An 18,767-nucleotide genomic window follows, 5' to 3' on the forward strand; every position below is an offset into this window, starting at 1 on the left:
CAACTCAGGTAGAATGCGCGCCCGGTTTTTGGAGAAGCTCATGACCCTGCTCAAATTCAGCGATGTGTCCCTTGCTTTCGGCGCTATGCCGTTGTTGGACAAGGTGTCCTGGCAGATCGCCCGTGGTGAGCGGGTGTGCATCATCGGCCGTAACGGTACTGGCAAATCCAGCATGATGAAGCTGGTCAAGGGCGATCAGAAGCCCGACGACGGTGCCGTATGGCGCGCGCCCGGCTTGAAAATCGGCGAATTGCCGCAGGAATTGCCGGTGGCTGACGAGCGGACGGTATTCGACGTCGTAGCCCAAGGCCTCGATGGCGTCGGCGAACTGTTGGCGCAATACCACCATCTGAGCCAGAACATCGTCACCGATGCCGATCTGGAAAAGCTCATGCATGTCCAGCACGACCTCGAAGCCCGTGATGGCTGGCGCTTGCAGACCCTGGTGGACAGCACCCTGAGCCGCCTGCAACTGCCGGCCGACAAGACCCTCGCCGAGCTGTCCGGCGGCTGGCGTCGTCGCGTCCTGCTGGCCCAGGCCCTGGTTTCCGAGCCGGACCTGCTGCTGCTCGACGAACCGACCAACCACCTGGATATCGGCGCCATCGCCTGGCTGGAAGAAGCCCTGAAGGATTTCCAGGGCGCCGTGCTCTTTATTACCCACGACCGTTCCTTCCTGCAAAACCTGGCAACGCGGATTCTCGAACTGGACCGTGGTGGGCTGATCGACTGGAATGGCGACTACGCCAGCTTCCTGGTGCACAAGGAAGCGATGCTGGCGGCCGAAGAGACCGCCAACGCGTTGTTCGACAAGCGCCTGGCCCAGGAAGAAGTCTGGATCCGCCAGGGCATCAAGGCCCGGCGTACCCGTAACGAAGGCCGCGTACGCGCTCTCAAGGCGCTGCGTGTCGAACGCAGCGAGCGTCGCGAGCGGACCGGCAAGGCCAATATCCAACTGGAAACCGCCGAGAAGTCCGGCAAGCAGGTGATGGTCCTCGAAGGCGTGAGCTTCGCTCATCCGGACGGCCCGTTCCTGGTCAAGGATTTCTCCATGGTCCTGCAGCGCGGCGACCGTATTGGCCTGCTAGGCGCCAACGGTACCGGCAAGACCACCCTGCTCAAGCTGATGCTGGGCGGCCTGGTACCGACCAGCGGCAAGGTCGAGGAGGGTACGCGTATCGACGTGGCTTACTTCGACCAGCTGCGTCACCAGTTGGACCTGGAAAAGACCGTGATCGACAACGTCGCCGAAGGTCGCGACTTTATCGAGATCGACGGCCAGAGCCGTCACGTACTCAGTTACCTGGGCGACTTCCTGTTCAGCCCGCAACGCGCTCGCACGCCGGTCAAGGCGCTGTCGGGCGGCGAGCGGGCGCGCTTGCTGCTGGCCAAGTTGTTCAGCAAGCCGGCCAACCTGCTGGTGCTTGACGAACCGACCAACGACCTGGACGTGGAAACCCTCGAACTGCTGGAGGAAGTGTTGCTGACCTTCCAGGGCACCGTGCTGATGGTCAGCCACGACCGGGCATTCCTCGATAACGTGGTCACCAGCACCCTGGTATTCGAAGGCGAAGGCAAGGTTCGCGAATACGTCGGCGGTTATCAGGACTGGTTGCGTCAAGGCGGCTCGCCGCGCCTGTTGGGCGTGACCGAGAACAAGTCGGGCAAGGCCGAGCTGAACTCGGCAGTGGTCGCGCCTGTTGTTGCAGCGCCCGCCGCGGCCCAGGAAGCGCCCGCGGCGAAGAAGAAGCTCAGCTACAAGTTGCAGCGCGAGCTTGAAGCCTTGCCTGGGCAGATCGAAGCCATGGAGCAGAAGATTGCCGCTGTGGAGGCCGAAATGGCCGACGCCGGCTTCTATCAGCGTCCCGCGGCCGAGACTGCGGCGGTTATCGCCCAGCTGGAGCAACTCAACGCTGAACTGGATGTCATGGTCGAGCGCTGGGCCGAGCTGGATGCCTGAGTGACCTGGCGTCAATGAAAAAGCCCGACTTGCATGTCGGGCTTTTTTTGCCGGGCCGTTACGGGTGAAACATGCTGTCGCCGGTAGGCTCAGCGTTTGACCAGGTGTACGGCCAGTACGTCGCAGGGCGCGCCGTGCAACACGTCATTGGCGGTCGAGCCCAGCAACAGGGCCAGGCCGTGCCGGCCGTGGCTGCCGACTACAATCAGGTCGCATTCCTGTTCCTTGGCCAGATGATGAATTTCCTGGCGTGGCTGGCCATAGGTCAGGTGGCTGTATTCCTTGGACAGCTCAGGGTATTTGGTGATGAGGCGATCGAGGCGTTCTTTGGCCTGGTCGAACTGCTGCTGTTGCAGTTGCGACAGGTCCATGGGGACATCGCCGCCGAAGGCCATGGCCATCGGCTCGACAATATGCACCAGGGACAATTTGGCGCTGTTGCTGACCGATAGCTCGCGCGCCCGGTGGATAACAGGGTCGCACTCTTCGGTTAGATCTACAGCGACCAGAATATGGTGGTAGGGCATGAGGTGCTCCTCCTGAGGATTGCAATAGCTTCAAGTATGGCTGGTTTCAAGCGGATTGGTTTCGACCTGGATCAATCCGCTCATCAAGAATCGGGAGTACAGATATGACGGTCTGGATAGTGGTGTCAATCCTTGCGGTAGTGTTGAGCCCGCTGGCGTGGCTGCGTCCGTCGCGGCGCCAGAGCGGGCAGATCGCCCTGCGCATGGAGGCGCGCCGCATGGGATTGGCCATGCAGTTGGCGCCGCAGGAGTGGCCGCACTGGATGGTTCCGGAGCCGCCAAGTCCCTGTGCGCAATACCATCGGCCACGACGCCGCGCGCAGCCGGCCTGCTGGGTCTACTGGCAAAGCGCGCCGGGGGTGTGGGTCAACCAATGGCGGGAAGCGTGCGAGGATGCAGCGTTGCTTGAGCACTTGCGCACCTTGCCGGCCAACGTCTTCAAGGTCGAGGCCGACAGGCAGATGATCCTCCTTTATTGGGGCGAGCGTGGCGAAGCCAGTGTTTTGCAAGACATTGCCAGAGTGCTCAAAGCGCTGGCGTGAGGCATGACCTGCGTTGCAATGGCGCGGGTTGTCGAGGGGCGGGGGCCCAAAAAGACAGGCAATAAAAAGCCCGACAGAGTCGGGCTGGGGTTGGCCAGGCAGGCCGGTGAATCCTTCTGATCTTTGTTCCGGGAGAGCCCGGATAACGTGTCGCCGATCTTACGCCTGGTTTCGGCCGGCGCGTTCATGTTTTTGCTCTAAGGTTGTGCCAGCGTAGCGGCGAATCGTCTGTGGCTGCCACGTATTAGGGCGACTTTTCTAAAGATTGATCCTATGAATGTCCTGGAATGCGGCTGGCATATCGGCGGGGCTGCCTGTCTGGAATGACTGCAAAGTCGTGTTTCAAACAACATTTTGGGCGATTGACAATTGTCGGTTTTTGCCTGAATGTGGCGTACCCAAATCAAACGGGCGTATGAATTGAGCGTTTGTATTAGCAGGCGGCTCTTACAGAATCCCGACTATCGCGTTGGCGGGTGTGCCTGGCGGATTGGCGTAGCATCGATGGAAACGTCGTTGCCGAGTCAGAAGTTAGCGTCCGACGTGTACTGTTCAGCTTCCATATCGTGGAGATCAGTTGATGATTTACGAAGGTAAAGCCATCACGGTTAAGGCTCTTGAAAGTGGCATCGTCGAATTGAATTTCGACCTCAAGGGCGAGTCCGTCAACAAGTTCAACCGTCTTACCCTGAACGAACTGCGTTCGGCCGTGGACGCCATCAAGGCAGATGCGTCGGTCAAGGGTGTGATCGTCAGCAGTGGCAAGGACGTGTTCATCGTCGGCGCCGACATCACCGAATTTGTCGACAACTTCAAGCTGCCGGATGCAGAGCTTGTCGCAGGCAACCTCGAAGCCAACAAGATTTTCAGCGATTTCGAAGACCTCAACGTTCCAACCGTTGCCGCGATCAATGGCATCGCGCTGGGCGGCGGCCTGGAAATGTGCCTGGCGGCGGACTACCGCGTCATGTCTTCCAGCGCCAAGATCGGCCTGCCGGAAGTCAAGCTGGGTATCTACCCGGGCTTCGGCGGTACCGTTCGCCTGCCGCGCATCATCGGTGCGGACAACGCCATCGAGTGGATTGCCGCGGGTAAGGAAAACCGTGCTGAAGACGCACTGAAAGTCGGTGCCGTCGACGCCGTGGTCGCTCCGGAAAAACTTCAGGAAGCGGCTCTGGCCACCGTCAAGCGTGCCATCTCCGGCGAGTTCGACTACAAGGCCAAGCGTCAGCCGAAGCTGGAAAAGCTCAAGCTCAACGCCATCGAACAGATGATGTCCTTCGAAACCGCCAAGGGGTTCGTTGCTGGCCAGGCCGGCCCGAACTACCCGGCGCCGGTCGAAGCCATCAAGACCATCCAGAAAGCCGCCAACTTCGGTCGCGACAAGGCATTGGAAGTCGAAGCCGCAGGCTTCGTCAAACTGGCCAAGACCTCTGCCGCGCAGAGCCTGATCGGCTTGTTCCTGAACGACCAGGAATTGAAGAAAAAGGCCAAGGCCTACGACGAAATCGCCCAGGACGTGAAGCAGGCCGCCGTGCTCGGCGCCGGTATCATGGGTGGCGGTATTGCTTACCAGTCGGCGTCCAAAGGCACGCCGATCCTGATGAAAGACATCAACGAACACGGGATCGAGCAGGGCCTGGCAGAAGCCGCCAAGCTACTGGTCGGCCGTGTCGATAAAGGCCGCATGACCGCAGCCAAGATGGCCGAAGTGCTCAACGGCATTCGTCCTACGCTGTCCTACGGCGATTTCGGCCACGTCGACCTGGTGGTCGAAGCGGTCGTCGAGAACCCGAAGGTCAAGCAAGCGGTGCTGGCTGAAGTCGAAGCCCAGGTCAAAGAGGACACCATCCTCGCCTCGAACACCTCGACGATTTCCATCAGCCTGTTGGCCAAGGCCCTCAAGCGTCCGGAAAACTTCGTCGGCATGCACTTCTTCAACCCAGTGCACATGATGCCGCTGGTGGAAGTCATCCGTGGCGAGAAGTCCAGCGAGCTGGCTGTGGCCACCACCGTTGCCTACGCCAAGAAAATGGGCAAGAACCCGATCGTGGTCAACGACTGCCCGGGCTTCCTGGTCAACCGCGTCCTGTTCCCGTACTTCGGCGGTTTCGCCAAGCTGGTCAGCGCTGGTGTGGACTTCGTCCGTATCGACAAAATCATGGAAAAATTCGGCTGGCCGATGGGCCCTGCCTACCTGATGGACGTGGTCGGCATCGACACCGGCCACCATGGTCGCGATGTGATGGCCGAAGGTTTCCCGGATCGCATGAAAGACGACCGCCGCTCGGCCGTTGATGTGCTCTACGAGGCTAAGCGCCTGGGCCAGAAGAACGGCAAGGGCTTCTATGCCTACGAGGCCGACAAGAAAGGCAAGCAGAAGAAAGTCGCCGACCCGTCGGTACTGGAAGTGCTCAAGCCGATCGTTTACGAACAGCGTGAAGTCACCGACGAGGACATCATCAACTGGATGATGATCCCGCTGTGCCTGGAAACCGTTCGCTGCCTGGAAGACGGTATCGTCGAAACTGCCGCCGAAGCCGACATGGGCCTGGTGTACGGTATCGGTTTCCCTCCATTCCGTGGCGGCGCGCTGCGCTACATCGATTCGATCGGTGTTGCCGAGTTCGTTGCCCTGGCCGACCAGTACGCCGATCTGGGCGCGCTGTACCACCCGACCGCGAAGCTGCGCGAGATGGCCAAGAACGGCCAGAGCTTCTTCGGTTAAGCGCCCCCTACTAGAGCGAGAGTGAATATATGAGCTTGAATCCTAGAGACGTCGTGATTGTCGACTTCGGTCGTACTCCGATGGGCCGCTCCAAGGGCGGCATGCACCGCAATACCCGCGCCGAAGATATGTCGGCGCACCTGATCAGCAAATTGCTGGAACGCAACGCCAAGGTCGATCCGGCGGAAGTCGAGGACGTGATCTGGGGCTGCGTGAACCAGACCCTGGAGCAGGGCTGGAACATCGCGCGCATGGCGTCGCTGATGACTCAGATCCCGCACACCTCGGCCGGCCAGACGGTCAGCCGCCTGTGCGGCTCGTCGATGAGCGCGCTGCACACCGCCGCTCAGGCGATCATGACCGGCAACGGTGACGTATTCGTGGTGGGCGGCGTCGAGCATATGGGCCATGTGAGCATGATGCACGGTGTCGACCCGAACCCGCACATGTCCCTGTACGCGGCGAAAGCCTCGGGCATGATGGGCCTGACCGCCGAGATGCTCGGCAAGATGCACGGCATTACCCGCGAGCAACAGGATGCCTTCGGCCTGCGCTCCCACCAGCTCGCCCACAAGGCGACCGTGGAAGGCAAGTTCAAGGACGAAATCATCCCGATGCAGGGCTACGACGAGAACGGTTTCCTGAAGCTGTTCGACTACGACGAAACCATTCGTCCCGAGACCACCCTGGAAAGCCTGGCGGCCTTGAAGCCGGCGTTCAACCCCAAGGGTGGTACCGTGACTGCCGGTACTTCGTCGCAGATCACCGACGGTGCTTCGTGCATGATCGTGATGTCGGCGCAGCGTGCCCAGGACCTGGGCATTCAGCCGTTGGCCGTGATCCGTTCGATGGCCGTGGCGGGTGTGGACCCGGCGATCATGGGCTATGGTCCAGTACCGGCTACGCAGAAAGCCTTGAAGCGCGCGGGCCTGGGAATCGCCGATATCGACTTCTTCGAACTCAACGAAGCTTTCGCCGCACAGGCCCTGCCTGTGCTGAAAGACTTGAAAGTGCTCGACAAGATGAACGAGAAGGTTAACCTGCACGGCGGCGCGATCGCCCTGGGTCACCCGTTCGGTTGTTCCGGTGCGCGTATCTCCGGCACCTTGCTCAATGTCATGAAGCAGAATGGCGGCACCTTTGGTGTGTCCACCATGTGCATCGGACTGGGTCAGGGCATTGCCACCGTCTTCGAACGCGTTTAAGCGTTGCGTTGATGGAAGCCGGGGCCCAGTGCCCCGGTTTTTGTTTTTCTGAAGATTTATTTGTTTTTATTTTGAAAGAATTTGCACGAGGGCCAGAACATGCCGTTACAACCCGGGCTCTATCAGCATTACAAGGGGCCGCAGTACCGCGTTTTCAGCGTGGCGCGGCATTCCGAAACGGAAGAGGAAGTGGTGTTCTACCAAGCCCTGTATGGCGATTACGGCTTTTGGGTGCGCCCCTTGAGCATGTTCCTGGAGTCGGTCGAAGTTGACGGCGAGCAGGTGCCACGCTTTGCTTTGGTGCAGGCCGAAGCCAGTCTTTTTCCACCGGCTTGAGCCGAGGTCGCGGGGAACCCTGCGCTTGACCTCACCTTGTTGCCACTATATATAGCGGTGCCGCGTTAGGCGCCAACCGCCTTTCACTTCTCGAATTCAGGAATTTTCCGATCCATGGGCAAATCGCTGGTCATTGTGGAATCCCCGGCTAAGGCCAAGACCATCAACAAGTACTTGGGCAACCAATACGTGGTGAAGTCGAGTATCGGCCATATCCGAGACCTGCCCACTAGCGGTTCGGCAAGTGCCGCCAAGGAACCTGCCGCCAAGCGTGGCAAGGCGGCCGCTGGTGAAGCGCCGGCGCTGTCGGCCAAAGAGAAGGCGCGCAAGCAGCTGGTCTCGCGCATGGGAGTCGATCCGGAGCATGGCTGGAAAGCCAAGTACGAGATCCTTCCAGGCAAGGAAAAGGTCATCGAAGAGCTGCGTCGGCTCGCCAAGGATGCCGACACCATCTATCTCGCAACGGACTTGGACCGCGAAGGGGAGGCCATTGCCTGGCACCTGCGGGAAGCCATTGGTGGGGATGACAGCCGTTACAAGCGCGTGGTGTTCAACGAGATCACCAAGAAGGCGATCCAGGAAGCCTTCTCCCAGCCGGGCGAGCTGGATATCGATCGGGTCAATGCTCAGCAGGCGCGTCGTTTCCTCGACCGCGTGGTGGGTTACATGGTTTCGCCGCTGCTGTGGGCGAAAATCGCCCGCGGCCTGTCTGCCGGTCGGGTGCAGTCGGTGGCGGTGAAGCTGGTGGTGGAGCGCGAGCGTGAGATCCGTGCCTTCATCCCCGAGGAGTATTGGGAAGTCCACGCCGACCTCGGCACCGCCAAGGGCGCCAATGTGCGCTTCGAGGTGGCTCGCGAAAACGGCGAGGCCTTCAAGCCGCTGAATGAAGCGCAGGCCATGGCGGCCCTGGAGAAGCTCAAGGCTTCGACCTACACCATCGCCAAGCGTGAAGACAAACCGACCAGCAGCAAGCCGTCGGCACCGTTCATTACGTCCACCCTGCAACAGGCTGCGAGCAACCGTCTGGGCTTCGGGGTGAAGAAAACCATGATGATGGCCCAGCGTCTGTACGAAGCTGGCTACATCACCTATATGCGTACCGACTCGACCAACCTCTCGGCCGATGCCCTGACGATGGTGCGGAGCTATATCGAGGAAGAGTTCGGCAACAAATACCTGCCGTCCTCGCCGAACTTCTACAGCAGCAAGGAAGGGGCCCAGGAGGCGCACGAAGCGATTCGTCCGTCCGATGTGAACACCCATCCAAGCAAGCTGTCGGGCATGGAGCGTGACGCCGAGCGTCTCTATGAGCTGATCTGGCGCCAGTTCGTGGCCTGCCAGATGCTGCCGGCGCAGTACCTGTCGACCACCGTCAGCGTCGCCGCTGGCGGCTTCGAACTGCGTGCCAAGGGCCGTATCCTCAAGTTCGACGGCTACACCCGGGTCATGCCGCAAATAAGCAAGCCGGGCGATGACGATGTCTTGCCGGACATGGTCCAGGGTGATGTCCTGAAGCTGCTCAAGCTCGATCCGAGCCAGCACTTCACCAAGCCGCCGGCGCGCTACTCCGAAGCCAGCCTCGTCAAGGAGATGGAAAAGCGTGGCATCGGTCGTCCTTCGACCTACGCGGCGATCATTTCCACCATCCAGGACCGTGGCTACGTGGCGTTGCATAACCGCCGCTTCTATTCGGAAAAGATGGGTGACATCGTCACCGAGCGTCTGTCCGAGAGCTTCTCGAACCTGATGGACTACGGTTTCACTGCCGGCATGGAAGAACATCTCGATGACGTGGCCCAGGGCGAGCGCGACTGGAAAAACGTTCTCGACGAGTTCTACGGCGACTTCAAGAAGAAACTCGAAGTGGCCGAAGGCAGTGACAGCGGCATGCGCGCCAACCAGCCGGTGATGACCGACATTCCGTGCCTGACCTGCGGTCGGCCGATGCAGATTCGTACGGCCTCCACTGGCGTGTTCCTCGGTTGCTCGGGCTACAGCCTGCCGCCGAAAGAGCGTTGCAAGGCCACGGTCAACCTGGTGCCGGGCGACGAGATCGCCGCGGACGACGAGGGCGAGTCCGAGTCGCTGGTATTGCGCGGCAAGCACCGTTGCCCGATCTGCAGCACGGCGATGGACGCCTATTTGCTGGACGAGAAGCGCAAGCTGCACATCTGCGGCAACAACCCGGATTGCGCGGGCTATGAGATCGAAGAGGGCAGCTATCGCATCAAGGGCTACGAAGGTCCGAGCTTGGAATGCGATAAGTGCGGCAGCGAGATGCAGCTCAAGACTGGCCGTTTTGGCAAGTTCTTCGGTTGCACCAACCCGACCTGCAAGAACACCCGCAAGCTGCTCAAGAGTGGTGACGCGGCGCCGCCGAAGATGGATCCGGTGAAGATGCCTGAGCTGAAATGCGAGAAGGTCAACGACACCTATATCCTGCGCGACGGGGCCTCGGGCCTGTTCCTGGCGGCCAGTCAGTTCCCGAAAAACCGTGAAACCCGTGCCCCGCTGGTGGTCGAGCTGATTCCACACAAGGATGAGATCGATCCGAAGTACCACTTCCTCTGCGAAGCGCCGAAGAAGGATCCGGAGGGTCGTCCGGCAGTGATCCGCTACAGCCGCAAGACCAAGGAGCAGTACGTGCAGACCGAAGTCGACGGCAAGCCGACCGGCTGGCGTGCGTTCTACGACGGCGGTAGCTGGAAAGTCGAAGACAAGCGTTAACGTCCGGGGCATCGGACGCTTCTGACAGGCCGCGTTAACTCCTCAGGGGGACGCGGCCTTTCTTTTGGGCTGGTGGACTTGCGGTTGGCCGGAGTGTTCCATGACACTGTGCGGCCAGCATGCTGTTATCTATTCGTTGTGGAGGCTGCCGTCATGGCCCACGAACTCTATACCCGTACCAACCAGAAAATTTACTTTGCCGGCCTGTCGCTGGAGGCCTTGGCACGCGCCGAAGCAGGCGGGGCCATGAATGCTCAGGCACTGGTACAGGCGGGGCGCGAGTCGGTGCTGTTTCATCTGTACGGCGCGCTGCTCGGGCTGTGTCATGAAATCGCCGGTTTCTATCGCCTCCCGCAGGCCAATGCGCCTCGTGCGGAACTGCTGTTGACCCGGGAGATACTGGAAAGCATTGCCATTCCCGAGTTGGCCGAGCTGGTGGAGCTGGCTCAGAACCCGCAGACCTGGCTGGCGCAGCTGTTGGCGGCGCATTCGGCGCTGTTTCAGCCTCCGCGAGTGCCGCACAAGCCCAAGGGCGACGTTACCCAGCCGCTGATCGTCGCAGTAAATCTCGATGAAGATGAGCAAGAGCCAGAACTGGGCCGGGACGAGCTGGAGCAGTGGCGCCAGAACCTCAAGGCACTGGCGATTCGCTTCCGTGACGGCCTCAACGAGTGTTGAGCCGCTGATAGCAGCTACCTTCGAGTGCACCCCATCAAGGATGAGTAATGGCTTCAACTAAAGAGGCGAACAGGCTTGCGGCGCTATTCGATCACGTCGATCGTCTGGTGGACGCAGCCTCTTCGCCCCGGGATCTGCTCAAGGCCGTGGAGCAGGTCCGCGATTTTCCCGAGCCCTTGGTCCTGAGTCGCTCGGACCCCAACTCCAAAAAGCTGGCCTGGTTTTTCTGCATTGTTGGAATACTGGTCTGGCCGCTGTTGATTCCCGGGATCTATCTGATGCAACGGCGCGGCGCAGCGCACTTCATTCACCCGGATGTGGTGCAGGCGTTATCGCAGAAGATCATTCGCAAGGCTGCCCTATTGAGCACTGGCGTGGACGATACATCGGCTTCAGGGATTTTCACCCTGGCTGTGATGACGAATGAGTTTGCGCACTACCGTCGGGGCAATTACGCCCGTGAGCTCAAGAGCACGTTGCTGGGTGTTCATAACGGCGCGGTGCATCCGTTGCCCTATGCCTTCCATCATCTGCATTACGTCGATAAGGAAACCTATGAGGTGTCGGTTTCCGATGGTAAGGGAGGCTCACACAGGGAAACCAGAACCCGGTTCGTCGGTTACGACCGGTACAGCCTGGTGTTTGATTTTCCCTGGACAGCCGAGGTTGCCGTTCGTGGTGACAAGCATCGGGCGATGGATCGCGAGCATCTCTACAAGACCACGACTCGGGAGTTCAATTCCATTTTCACTCTGACAGGCGAGACGGAAATGGCCTGCGCGACCTTTGCCACGCCAATCACGGTACTCAAGCTGCTACAGATTGCCCGGGCGTTGAAAAACGTCAGCTTCGAGTTTTCCGCTCAGGGCCGTCTGTGTGTGAGTTTCGACAATGACGATGTCGTGGGCATCGCGACCTCGGCCACCAGCCTTGCCGAGCCGGTGGCCTTTCATGCCGCATTGATGCAGGGGGTGACGATGCCGCGCCTCAGGCCCGTGCTGGAATTGATGCACGAGTTTGCCGAGTTGCATGACGACAATTTCAACCTACCGAAAATGCAGGATATGGAGCAGTAAATGATCATCCTTCTTACGACGCTATTGGTGGCCTGGCTCCTCTGGCATTACTACAACAAGATCGTCGGTGCAGGTAACCGCGCCCAGCGCGCGTGGGCCGACGTGCTGGTGTATGAGCGGCAGAAAATCAAAGTGCTGGATGCATTGGAAGAGCAGGCCTCCAGTTTCAAGATCTATGAAAGCAATGTGCTGGAAAAGGTGGTGGGCCTGCGGTCGGCCTTGGGCAGGCTGCCTGAGGCGGCAAGCGGCGAGGCGTTGAAGTCGACGCAGATGGCTACCAGGGAATTGATGGTCGGCCTGAACATGGCCTTCGAGGCTTATCCGGATCTCAAGGCTGCGGGCATCGTCAGCAGTCTGATGAAAGAGATAGTCGAGCAGCAGGCGAACATCGCGGCAGCCGTTACGGTCTTCAACCGCACGGTTGAGGAGTTCAATAACTGCATCCAGATGTTCCCGAGCTCCATGGTCAACGCGATCATCAACAAGAAGCAGGCCATTACACCGTTTTCCGATAAGGAAGCCGCTGCCAGTTTCGATTACAAACCGAATTTTTGATGACAAATGCCTGCTCGTTACGGCAGGAAGATAAAGAAAACGCTTTGGGCCTGCGCGACGTCGAGGCGATGACTGATATAATCCGGGCCTTTCGTGGAGAACAGATCTTTATGCCAACGTCCTTTCTAGAAATTGTCGAATTGCCAGACGGTCGTATTGAGCTGCGCAGGGCCGAGGACGAGGGTTCTCTGGTCACTCTGGACTTTTCAGAGGATGCCAAAGCCTTCTTGCAAGGCCAGCACGTCGAAGTGGCCAAGGCCATGTTGAGTGTGGGTGTACAGATGGCGGGTCGCCTGGTTGAAGGCGAATTGGAGAAAGAAGAGGGGCCGCGGGTTCTTCACTGAGCCCGTTTGTCGGTTTTTTTGCTGTCGTTCGTCGATTCCTTTCGGCTTCTCAATCCTGGAGAAGCCTTGTGTCATTCAAACGTCATCCATCGGTGTTTCTACCGATCAGCCCAGACGAATATTCAAGCTTTGTGCGTCGCCCGTGCGGGCTGCGCTGATGAGCTGTTGCCGGGCGCTGCTGTTCAACGGGTTGAGCCAGCTGACAACGGTATGGCTGCGCCCCAGGCGCAGTGCTTCGCAGGCCAGTTGCTGCGCGCTTTGAGCGCCGCGTGGATGCAGCAGCAAAATCCGCTCGCGGTTCAGGCCTGCATCCCGTAACCAAGCCTGGGTCAGGCTGGCAGGCGGGGCGATCAATGTCAGCCAGCGCGCGTCCTGGTCCTGGCTCAGTTCTCTGAGAATGGGTGCCAGCAGGCTCAGGCAGTTCCCGGCGGCACCGCGTAGCGACAGTTCACTGAAGGCTTCCGGTTCGTTGCTCCATGGCGATTCGACCACCTCTTTGAGGATGGGCGCCAGAGGTTGGGCCATGAACGCTTCGAACAGTGGTAGTTGTGCATGCTGTGGTGTGTGAGGGAACTGCATACAGCCTCCTTTAGCGGCGAATGACGCCGACACTCAAGCCTTCGATCACCAGGTCCTGATCTTTCAGGTTGACCTCGATAGGCGCGAACTCAGGGTTTTCGGCGATCAGCCAGACTTTGCTGCCTTCGCGCTTGAAGCGCTTCACGGTGACTTCATCGCCGATGCGGGCGACGACGACCTGGCCGTTACGGGCTTCGCGAGTGGTGTGCACGGCCAGCAAGTCGCCATCGAAGATGCCGATGTCCTTCATGCTCATGCCGTGAACCCGCAGCAGATAATCCGCGCGCGGATGGAAGAAGGCCGGGTTGATGTTGCAGGACTCTTCGATGTGCTGCTCGGCGAGGATCGGCGCACCGGCGGCAACCCGGCCAATGATGGGCAGGGTGGAGTCGTCGGGCTTGGCTTCGAATCCCGGGATGCGAATGCCGCGGGAGGCGCCCGGGGTCATTTCGATCGCGCCTTTGCGGGCCAGTGCCTTGAGGTGTTCCTCAGCGGCGTTGGGCGATTTGAAGCCCAGTTCCTGGGCGATTTCCGCACGGGTCGGCGGGTAGCCGTTGTCTTCGAGGCAACGTTTGATAAAAGCCAGAATCTCAGCTTGGCGGGGCGTCAGTTTTAGCATGTCGATCGCTCTGTCTTTTTATACAGTGACTGGAATTATATACAGTGAAAGCCACTTGGCAATCCTCCTTTTTCCGGCGGCTGCCGGACGGTCGGGTCGCGGCTGCATTTGCCCGGCGTCGCGAGGCCGGCTACAGGAGGCTGCAGGTGTGATTAAATAGCTGACTGGCCGTCCGCAAAACGGACTGGCAGGCTTGACAAGACAAGGGCTGAAACGTATGTTTCAAACAAGTGTTTGTCAGGCGGAGTAGCCATGGCCCAGTCGGAAACCGTTGAACGCATTCTCGATGCTGCCGAGCAGTTGTTCGCGGAAAAAGGTTTTGCCGAAACCTCATTGCGGCTGATCACCAGCAAGGCCGGGGTCAACCTGGCGGCGGTTAACTATCATTTCGGTTCCAAAAAGGCCTTGATCCAGGCGGTGTTCTCGCGCTTCCTCGGGCCGTTCTGCGTCAGTCTCGATCGTGAGCTGGAGCGGCGTTCGGCCAAGCCGGAGAGCAAGCCAAGCCTCGAAGAGCTGCTGGAAATCCTCGTCGAGCAGGCCTTGGTGGTTCAGCCTCGCAGTGGCAACGATCTGTCCATTTTCATGCGTCTGCTCGGGCTGGCCTTCAGCCAGAGCCAGGGCCACCTGCGGCGTTATCTGGAAGACATGTACGGTAAGGTGTTCCGCCGCTACATGTTGCTGGTCAACGAAGCCGCGCCACGGATTCCGCCGATCGAACTGTTCTGGCGCGTGCACTTCATGCTGGGTGCCGCGGCGTTCAGCATGTCGGGGATCAAGGCGTTGCGGGCGATCGCCGAGACTGATTTCGGGGTCAATACCTCGATCGAGCAGGTGATGCGCCTGATGGTGCCGTTCCTGGCCGCAGGCATGCGCGCCGAAACTGGCGTCACCGACGACGTCATGGCTACCGCGCAGCTCAAGCCGCGCAGCAAATCGGCTCCGGCGGTCGCCAAGGCCTGACCTTCCGGGTGGGCGCGGCAGCTTACATCCGCTAAGCTAGCCGCCCATGCCGACTCTCGTTTCCGATGTTTTTTCATTCCCTTCGCCGATCCTCGTTTGCCGGGTTTTCCCCCTGGCGATAGGCTCGTGCGTCTGCGCCATGCGGGCATCCTTCGTGATGCTGCGCGCGCCTTTCGTTACTAAGGAATTGTTATGACCACAGGCCTGCAAGGCTCCTTGATGGTGGATGTCGCCGGCACCTGGCTGACGGCTGAAGATCGCCAGCTCCTGCGTCAGCCCGAAGTGGGCGGCCTGATCATCTTTGCGCGCAATATCGAGCATCCACGGCAGGTGCGCGAGCTGAGTGCGTCGATTCGGGCGATTCGTCCGGACCTGTTGCTGGCAGTGGACCAGGAAGGCGGGCGAGTGCAGCGCCTGCGCCAGGGGTTCGTACGGCTGCCGGCCATGCGTGCCATCGCCGACAATCCGAACGCCGAATACCTGGCCGAGCAGTGCGGCTGGATCATGGCCACCGAAGTGCTGGCCGTCGGCCTGGACCTGAGCTTCGCCCCGGTGCTGGATCTGGATCATCAACGCAGCGCGGTGGTGGGAACCCGTTCCTTCGAGGGCGACCCCGAGCGCGCGGCGTTGCTGGCGGGCGCTTTTATTCGCGGCATGAACAGCGCCGGCATGGCGGCTACCGGCAAGCATTTCCCGGGGCATGGCTGGGCCGAGGCGGACTCCCACGTGGCGATCCCCAACGACGAGCGCAGTCTCGACGAGATCCGCGCCAAGGATCTGCTGCCTTTCGCGCGCTTGAGCAAGCAATTGGCAGCGGTGATGCCGGCCCACGTCATCTACCCGCAGGTCGATGCCCAGCCAGCCGGGTTCTCCCGTCGCTGGTTGCAGGAGATTCTGCGCGGCGAGTTGCAGTTCGATGGAGTGATTTTCAGCGACGACCTGTCGATGGCCGGTGCCCATGTGGTGGGTGATGCCGCCAGCCGGATCGAAGCGGCGCTGTCTGCCGGTTGCGACATGGGCCTGGTGTGCAACGACCGGGCTGCAGCCGAGCTGGCCTTGAGCGCGGCCCAGCGCCTGAAAGTGACGCCCTCGGCGCGCATTGCGCGGATGCGCGGCCAGGCGTTTGCCAGCACCGACTACCGTCAGGATCCGCGTTGGTTGACGGCGCTCGGCGCGCTCAGGGACGCCCAACTCATCGATTGACCGCTGTCGCCTGCCGGCGGCTGCGATCAGCAGCCGCCCTTGTTGTCCGGCAGTGGGGCGAAGAGGGCTTCGATGTCTTCGCTCTGCAGCTTCCAGTCCCCGGCCTTGCGCCCATCCAGCACGCCTGCCGCCAGATCGGACTTCTCCTGTTGCAGGTGCTGGATCTTCTCTTCCACTGTGCCGCGGGCAATCAGCTTGTAGACGAATACCGGCTTCTCCTGGCCGATCCGATAGGCGCGGTCGGTGGCCTGGTTTTCCGTGGCCGGGTTCCACCAGGGGTCGTAGTGGATCACGGTGTCGGCTTCGGTCAGGTTGAGGCCGACGCCGCCGGCTTTCAGGCTGATCAGGAAAATCTGCAGCTTGCCGCTCTGGAAGTCCTTGACCGGCGTGCGGCGGTCGCGGGTCTGCCCGGTCAACAGGGCATAGCTGATATGGCGGCGTTTGAGCTCCGCTTCGATCAGGCTCAGCATCGAGGTGAACTGCGAAAACAGCAGGATGCGCCGGCCTTCGTCGAACAACTCCTCGAGCATTTCCATCAGGCTGTCGAGCTTGCCGGAGGAACTGCCGCGCGTGGGCGCCGCGTCCTCGTTGACCAGGCGCAGGTCGCAACACACCTGGCGCAGTTTCAAGAGCGCCTCGAGAATGATGATCTGGCTGCGCGCCACGCCCTTACGGGTGATCTCGTCGCGGACTTTCTTGTCCATGGCCAGGCGCATGGTTTCGTATACGTCGCGCTGGGCGTCATTGAGTTCCACCCAGTGGATGATCTCGGTCTTGGGCGGCAGTTCGGTGGCCACCTGTTCCTTGGTACGGCGCAGCAGGAAGGGTTTGATCCTCCCGTTGAGGTGTTGCAAGCGCACTTCGCTGGCGTGTTTCTCGATCGGCACGCGGTAGTCGCGATTGAAGCTCTTCACATCCCCCAGCCAGCCGGGCAGCAGGAAGTGGAACAACGACCACAGCTCGCCCAGGTGATTCTCCAGTGGCGTACCGCTCAGGCACAGGCGCTGCCGGGCATTGAGCTCACGCGCGGCCTGGGCGGCCTTGCTCGACGGATTCTTGATGTATTGCGCCTCATCGAGCACCAGCACATGCAAGGGCAGGGCGGCGAGTTGCTCGACGTCCTTGGGCAGCAGGGCGTAGGTGGTCAGGATCAGGTCGTATTCGGTGAGCCGGGCAAAGTGTTTCTTGCGGCCGGCGCCATACAGCGCCAGGACCTTGAGCTGCGGCGTGAAGTGCGCGGCTTCGTCGAGCCAGTTGGGGATCAGGCTGGTGGGCATCACCACCATGCACGGCCGGTCCAGGCGCCCGGCGTTCTTTTCGCTGAGCACGTGGGCCAGGGTCTGCAGGGTTTTGCCCAGGCCCATGTCGTCGGCCAGGATGCCGCCGACTTCCAGCTGGCGCAGCGACTGCATCCAGCTCAGGCCTTCCAGTTGATACGGGCGCAGGGTGGCGTTCAGGCCTTGCGGCGCGGGGGCTGTGTAGTCCTTGATGTCGCGCAGCCGTTGGGCGAACGAGCGGATATGTTCACCGCCTTCCCAGAGCAGCGGCAGGTCTTCCAACGGGTTGAGCCGCGTCGCGTCTGCACTGCTCAGGCGCAAGGCGATTTCGCCGGGCTCTTGCAGATAGAACTCGCCCAGGGTGGCCAGCACCGGTTTCAGTCGGCCATAGGGCAGTGCCACTTGCAGCGGGCCGTGGGGCGAATTGGGCCGTCCGGGGATGTTCACCAGGATCAGCTCGTCGTCGCGGCGTCTGGCCAGGCGTTCGGGGTTGAGGATCTCGGTGTGCGAGCGCATCAGGTTGAGCAGGATCGGCAACAGGCTCAGGCGTTCGCCGTTGACGATGATGCCCAGCTCCAGGTCGAACCAGTCGCGTCCCGGCGCCTCGTCCACTGTCGCGTACCAGTCGTCCACGGTGGTCAGGTCGAAGCCGAAGTCGTCGTCGATCTGCAGTGCCCAACCCTGGCTGCGCAGCTTGGGCAGTTCGTTGAGGGTGAAGGTCAGCCAGGCGCTGTCGTTGACCATTTCATACAGTTCGCCGGCGCTTTCCGGCAAAGCCTTGCTCTGACGGGTGGCGATCTTGAAACCCAGCGTCCGCAGTTGCTCGCGATACTGTTGTTCGACCTCCGGCTGACGCTTGATGCGCAAGGTCTGTTGTTCCTGGCGAATCACCACGTCGGCGTTTTTCTGCCCGCCGATGTACTCGTCCAGGTAGCTGAAGGACAGCGCGGCACGGTGCTGGATATAGCGCTGCATCTTGCCGTTGCGCGGTTCGAAGGCACTGAACTCGATGCTCGCCAGCCACAGCCGCGGCACCGGCTGCACGTTATCCACGACCTGTTGCGGCAGGGGCGCGGGGCTGCGGTTGTCCAGCACGGCCTGGAGTTTCTCCAGCAACTCGGCGTCTTTCGCGGCGGCCGGGTAGGCCAGGGTTTCCTCGACTTTGAGCAGCACCGCGGCAATGTGCTTGCAGTTGCTGCGCACCGGGCAGGTGCACGTGGCCTCGACCATCAGCAAGGTGTTCTTGGCCGATTCGCGCAGGCTGATGGTCTGGCGATAGACATTGCCCCCGGAGCCTTCGCAACTGGCGGTGATGGTGCTGTCGCCGGCCTGGACGATCCTGACGCGGTTCTCCAGGGCGTAGCGGCGGCCACGCTCCAGGGCTTGTTCCTTGAATCGGCTGACCCAGGACGGTGCCAGGGGTTTGGTCAGGGTCGTGGGCATGGACTTCT

General features: G+C 60.7%; 16 protein-coding genes. 12 read left to right on the forward strand and 4 right to left on the reverse strand.

Features of this window, described 5'->3' with window-relative positions; genetic code table 11:
- The first annotated feature begins 40 nt into the window (after window positions 1-40).
- Complete coding sequence (locus tag BTN82_RS09255) at window positions 41-1,960, forward strand: ATP-binding cassette domain-containing protein (protein ID WP_075118833.1); 1,920 nt, start codon at window positions 41-43, stop codon at window positions 1,958-1,960.
- An 89-nt stretch (window positions 1,961-2,049) separates the two neighbouring features.
- Here BTN82_RS09255 and BTN82_RS09260 read toward each other — a convergent pair whose 3' ends face one another.
- A complete protein-coding gene (locus BTN82_RS09260; RefSeq protein WP_007921319.1) occupies window positions 2,050-2,487 on the reverse strand; it encodes a universal stress protein in 438 nt (145 codons plus the stop codon).
- A 104-nt stretch (window positions 2,488-2,591) separates the two neighbouring features.
- On the opposite strand from BTN82_RS09260, the gene BTN82_RS09265 reads away from it, so the two are divergent.
- The 9 genes from BTN82_RS09265 (at window position 2,592) to BTN82_RS09310 (ending at window position 12,678) form a co-directional block, all read left to right on the forward strand.
- Entirely contained in the window at window positions 2,592-3,029 is a 438-nt protein-coding gene (locus BTN82_RS09265) for a hypothetical protein (protein ID WP_075118834.1), read from the forward strand.
- 580 nt (window positions 3,030-3,609) lie between these two features.
- Window positions 3,610-5,757, forward strand: coding sequence for a fatty acid oxidation complex subunit alpha FadB (gene fadB / locus BTN82_RS09275; RefSeq protein ID WP_075118835.1), 2,148 nt, complete (start codon window positions 3,610-3,612; stop codon window positions 5,755-5,757).
- 29 nt (window positions 5,758-5,786) lie between these two features.
- Window positions 5,787-6,962 carry an acetyl-CoA C-acyltransferase FadA gene (gene fadA, locus BTN82_RS09280; protein WP_007921313.1) on the forward strand — a complete coding sequence of 392 codons (1,176 nt, stop codon included), beginning with the start codon at window positions 5,787-5,789 and terminating at the stop codon, window positions 6,960-6,962.
- 99 nt (window positions 6,963-7,061) lie between these two features.
- Window positions 7,062-7,298, forward strand: a complete 237-nt coding sequence (locus BTN82_RS09285) for a DUF1653 domain-containing protein (RefSeq protein WP_075118836.1) — start codon at window positions 7,062-7,064, stop codon at window positions 7,296-7,298.
- A gap of 114 nt (window positions 7,299-7,412) precedes the next feature.
- Entirely contained in the window at window positions 7,413-10,025 is a 2,613-nt protein-coding gene (gene topA / locus BTN82_RS09290; protein ID WP_075118837.1) for a type I DNA topoisomerase, read from the forward strand.
- A 153-nt stretch (window positions 10,026-10,178) separates the two neighbouring features.
- Window positions 10,179-10,703 (forward strand): DUF6586 family protein, encoded by a 525-nt coding sequence (locus BTN82_RS09295; protein WP_075118838.1) that lies wholly within the window; start codon window positions 10,179-10,181, stop codon window positions 10,701-10,703.
- 47 nt (window positions 10,704-10,750) lie between these two features.
- Window positions 10,751-11,779 (forward strand): hypothetical protein, encoded by a 1,029-nt coding sequence (locus tag BTN82_RS09300; RefSeq protein ID WP_075118839.1) that lies wholly within the window; start codon window positions 10,751-10,753, stop codon window positions 11,777-11,779.
- The gene (locus tag BTN82_RS09305) at window positions 11,780-12,334 is read left to right on the forward strand and encodes a LemA family protein (protein ID WP_075118840.1); all 555 of its coding nucleotides are present in this window, start codon (window positions 11,780-11,782) and stop codon (window positions 12,332-12,334) included. It begins immediately after the preceding gene.
- A 110-nt stretch (window positions 12,335-12,444) separates the two neighbouring features.
- Window positions 12,445-12,678, forward strand: a complete 234-nt coding sequence (locus tag BTN82_RS09310) for a hypothetical protein (protein ID WP_044465990.1) — start codon at window positions 12,445-12,447, stop codon at window positions 12,676-12,678.
- A gap of 105 nt (window positions 12,679-12,783) precedes the next feature.
- Here BTN82_RS09310 and sulA read toward each other — a convergent pair whose 3' ends face one another.
- Window positions 12,784-13,257 carry an SOS-induced cell division inhibitor SulA gene (sulA, locus tag BTN82_RS09315; RefSeq protein WP_007921302.1) on the reverse strand — a complete coding sequence of 158 codons (474 nt, stop codon included), beginning with the start codon at window positions 13,255-13,257 and terminating at the stop codon, window positions 12,784-12,786.
- Between the two features lie 10 nt (window positions 13,258-13,267).
- Window positions 13,268-13,876, reverse strand: coding sequence for a transcriptional repressor LexA (gene lexA / locus BTN82_RS09320; protein ID WP_075118841.1), 609 nt, complete (start codon window positions 13,874-13,876; stop codon window positions 13,268-13,270).
- A gap of 252 nt (window positions 13,877-14,128) precedes the next feature.
- Here lexA and BTN82_RS09325 point away from each other — a divergent pair, with 252 nt between their 5' ends.
- Window positions 14,129-14,836 carry a TetR/AcrR family transcriptional regulator gene (locus tag BTN82_RS09325; protein WP_075118842.1) on the forward strand — a complete coding sequence of 236 codons (708 nt, stop codon included), beginning with the start codon at window positions 14,129-14,131 and terminating at the stop codon, window positions 14,834-14,836.
- A 204-nt stretch (window positions 14,837-15,040) separates the two neighbouring features.
- Entirely contained in the window at window positions 15,041-16,039 is a 999-nt protein-coding gene (nagZ, locus tag BTN82_RS09330; protein ID WP_186828376.1) for a beta-N-acetylhexosaminidase, read from the forward strand.
- A gap of 26 nt (window positions 16,040-16,065) precedes the next feature.
- Here the strand turns inward: nagZ and BTN82_RS09335 are convergent, their stop codons facing one another.
- Window positions 16,066-18,759: a DEAD/DEAH box helicase gene (locus tag BTN82_RS09335; protein ID WP_075118844.1), complete on the reverse strand. Its 2,694-nt coding sequence runs from the start codon at window positions 18,757-18,759 to the stop codon at window positions 16,066-16,068.
- Between the last annotated feature and the right edge of the window lie 8 nt (window positions 18,760-18,767).

The organism is Pseudomonas chlororaphis (assembly GCF_001921865.1).
Lineage (GTDB): Bacteria > Pseudomonadota > Gammaproteobacteria > Pseudomonadales > Pseudomonadaceae > Aquipseudomonas > Aquipseudomonas chlororaphis_D.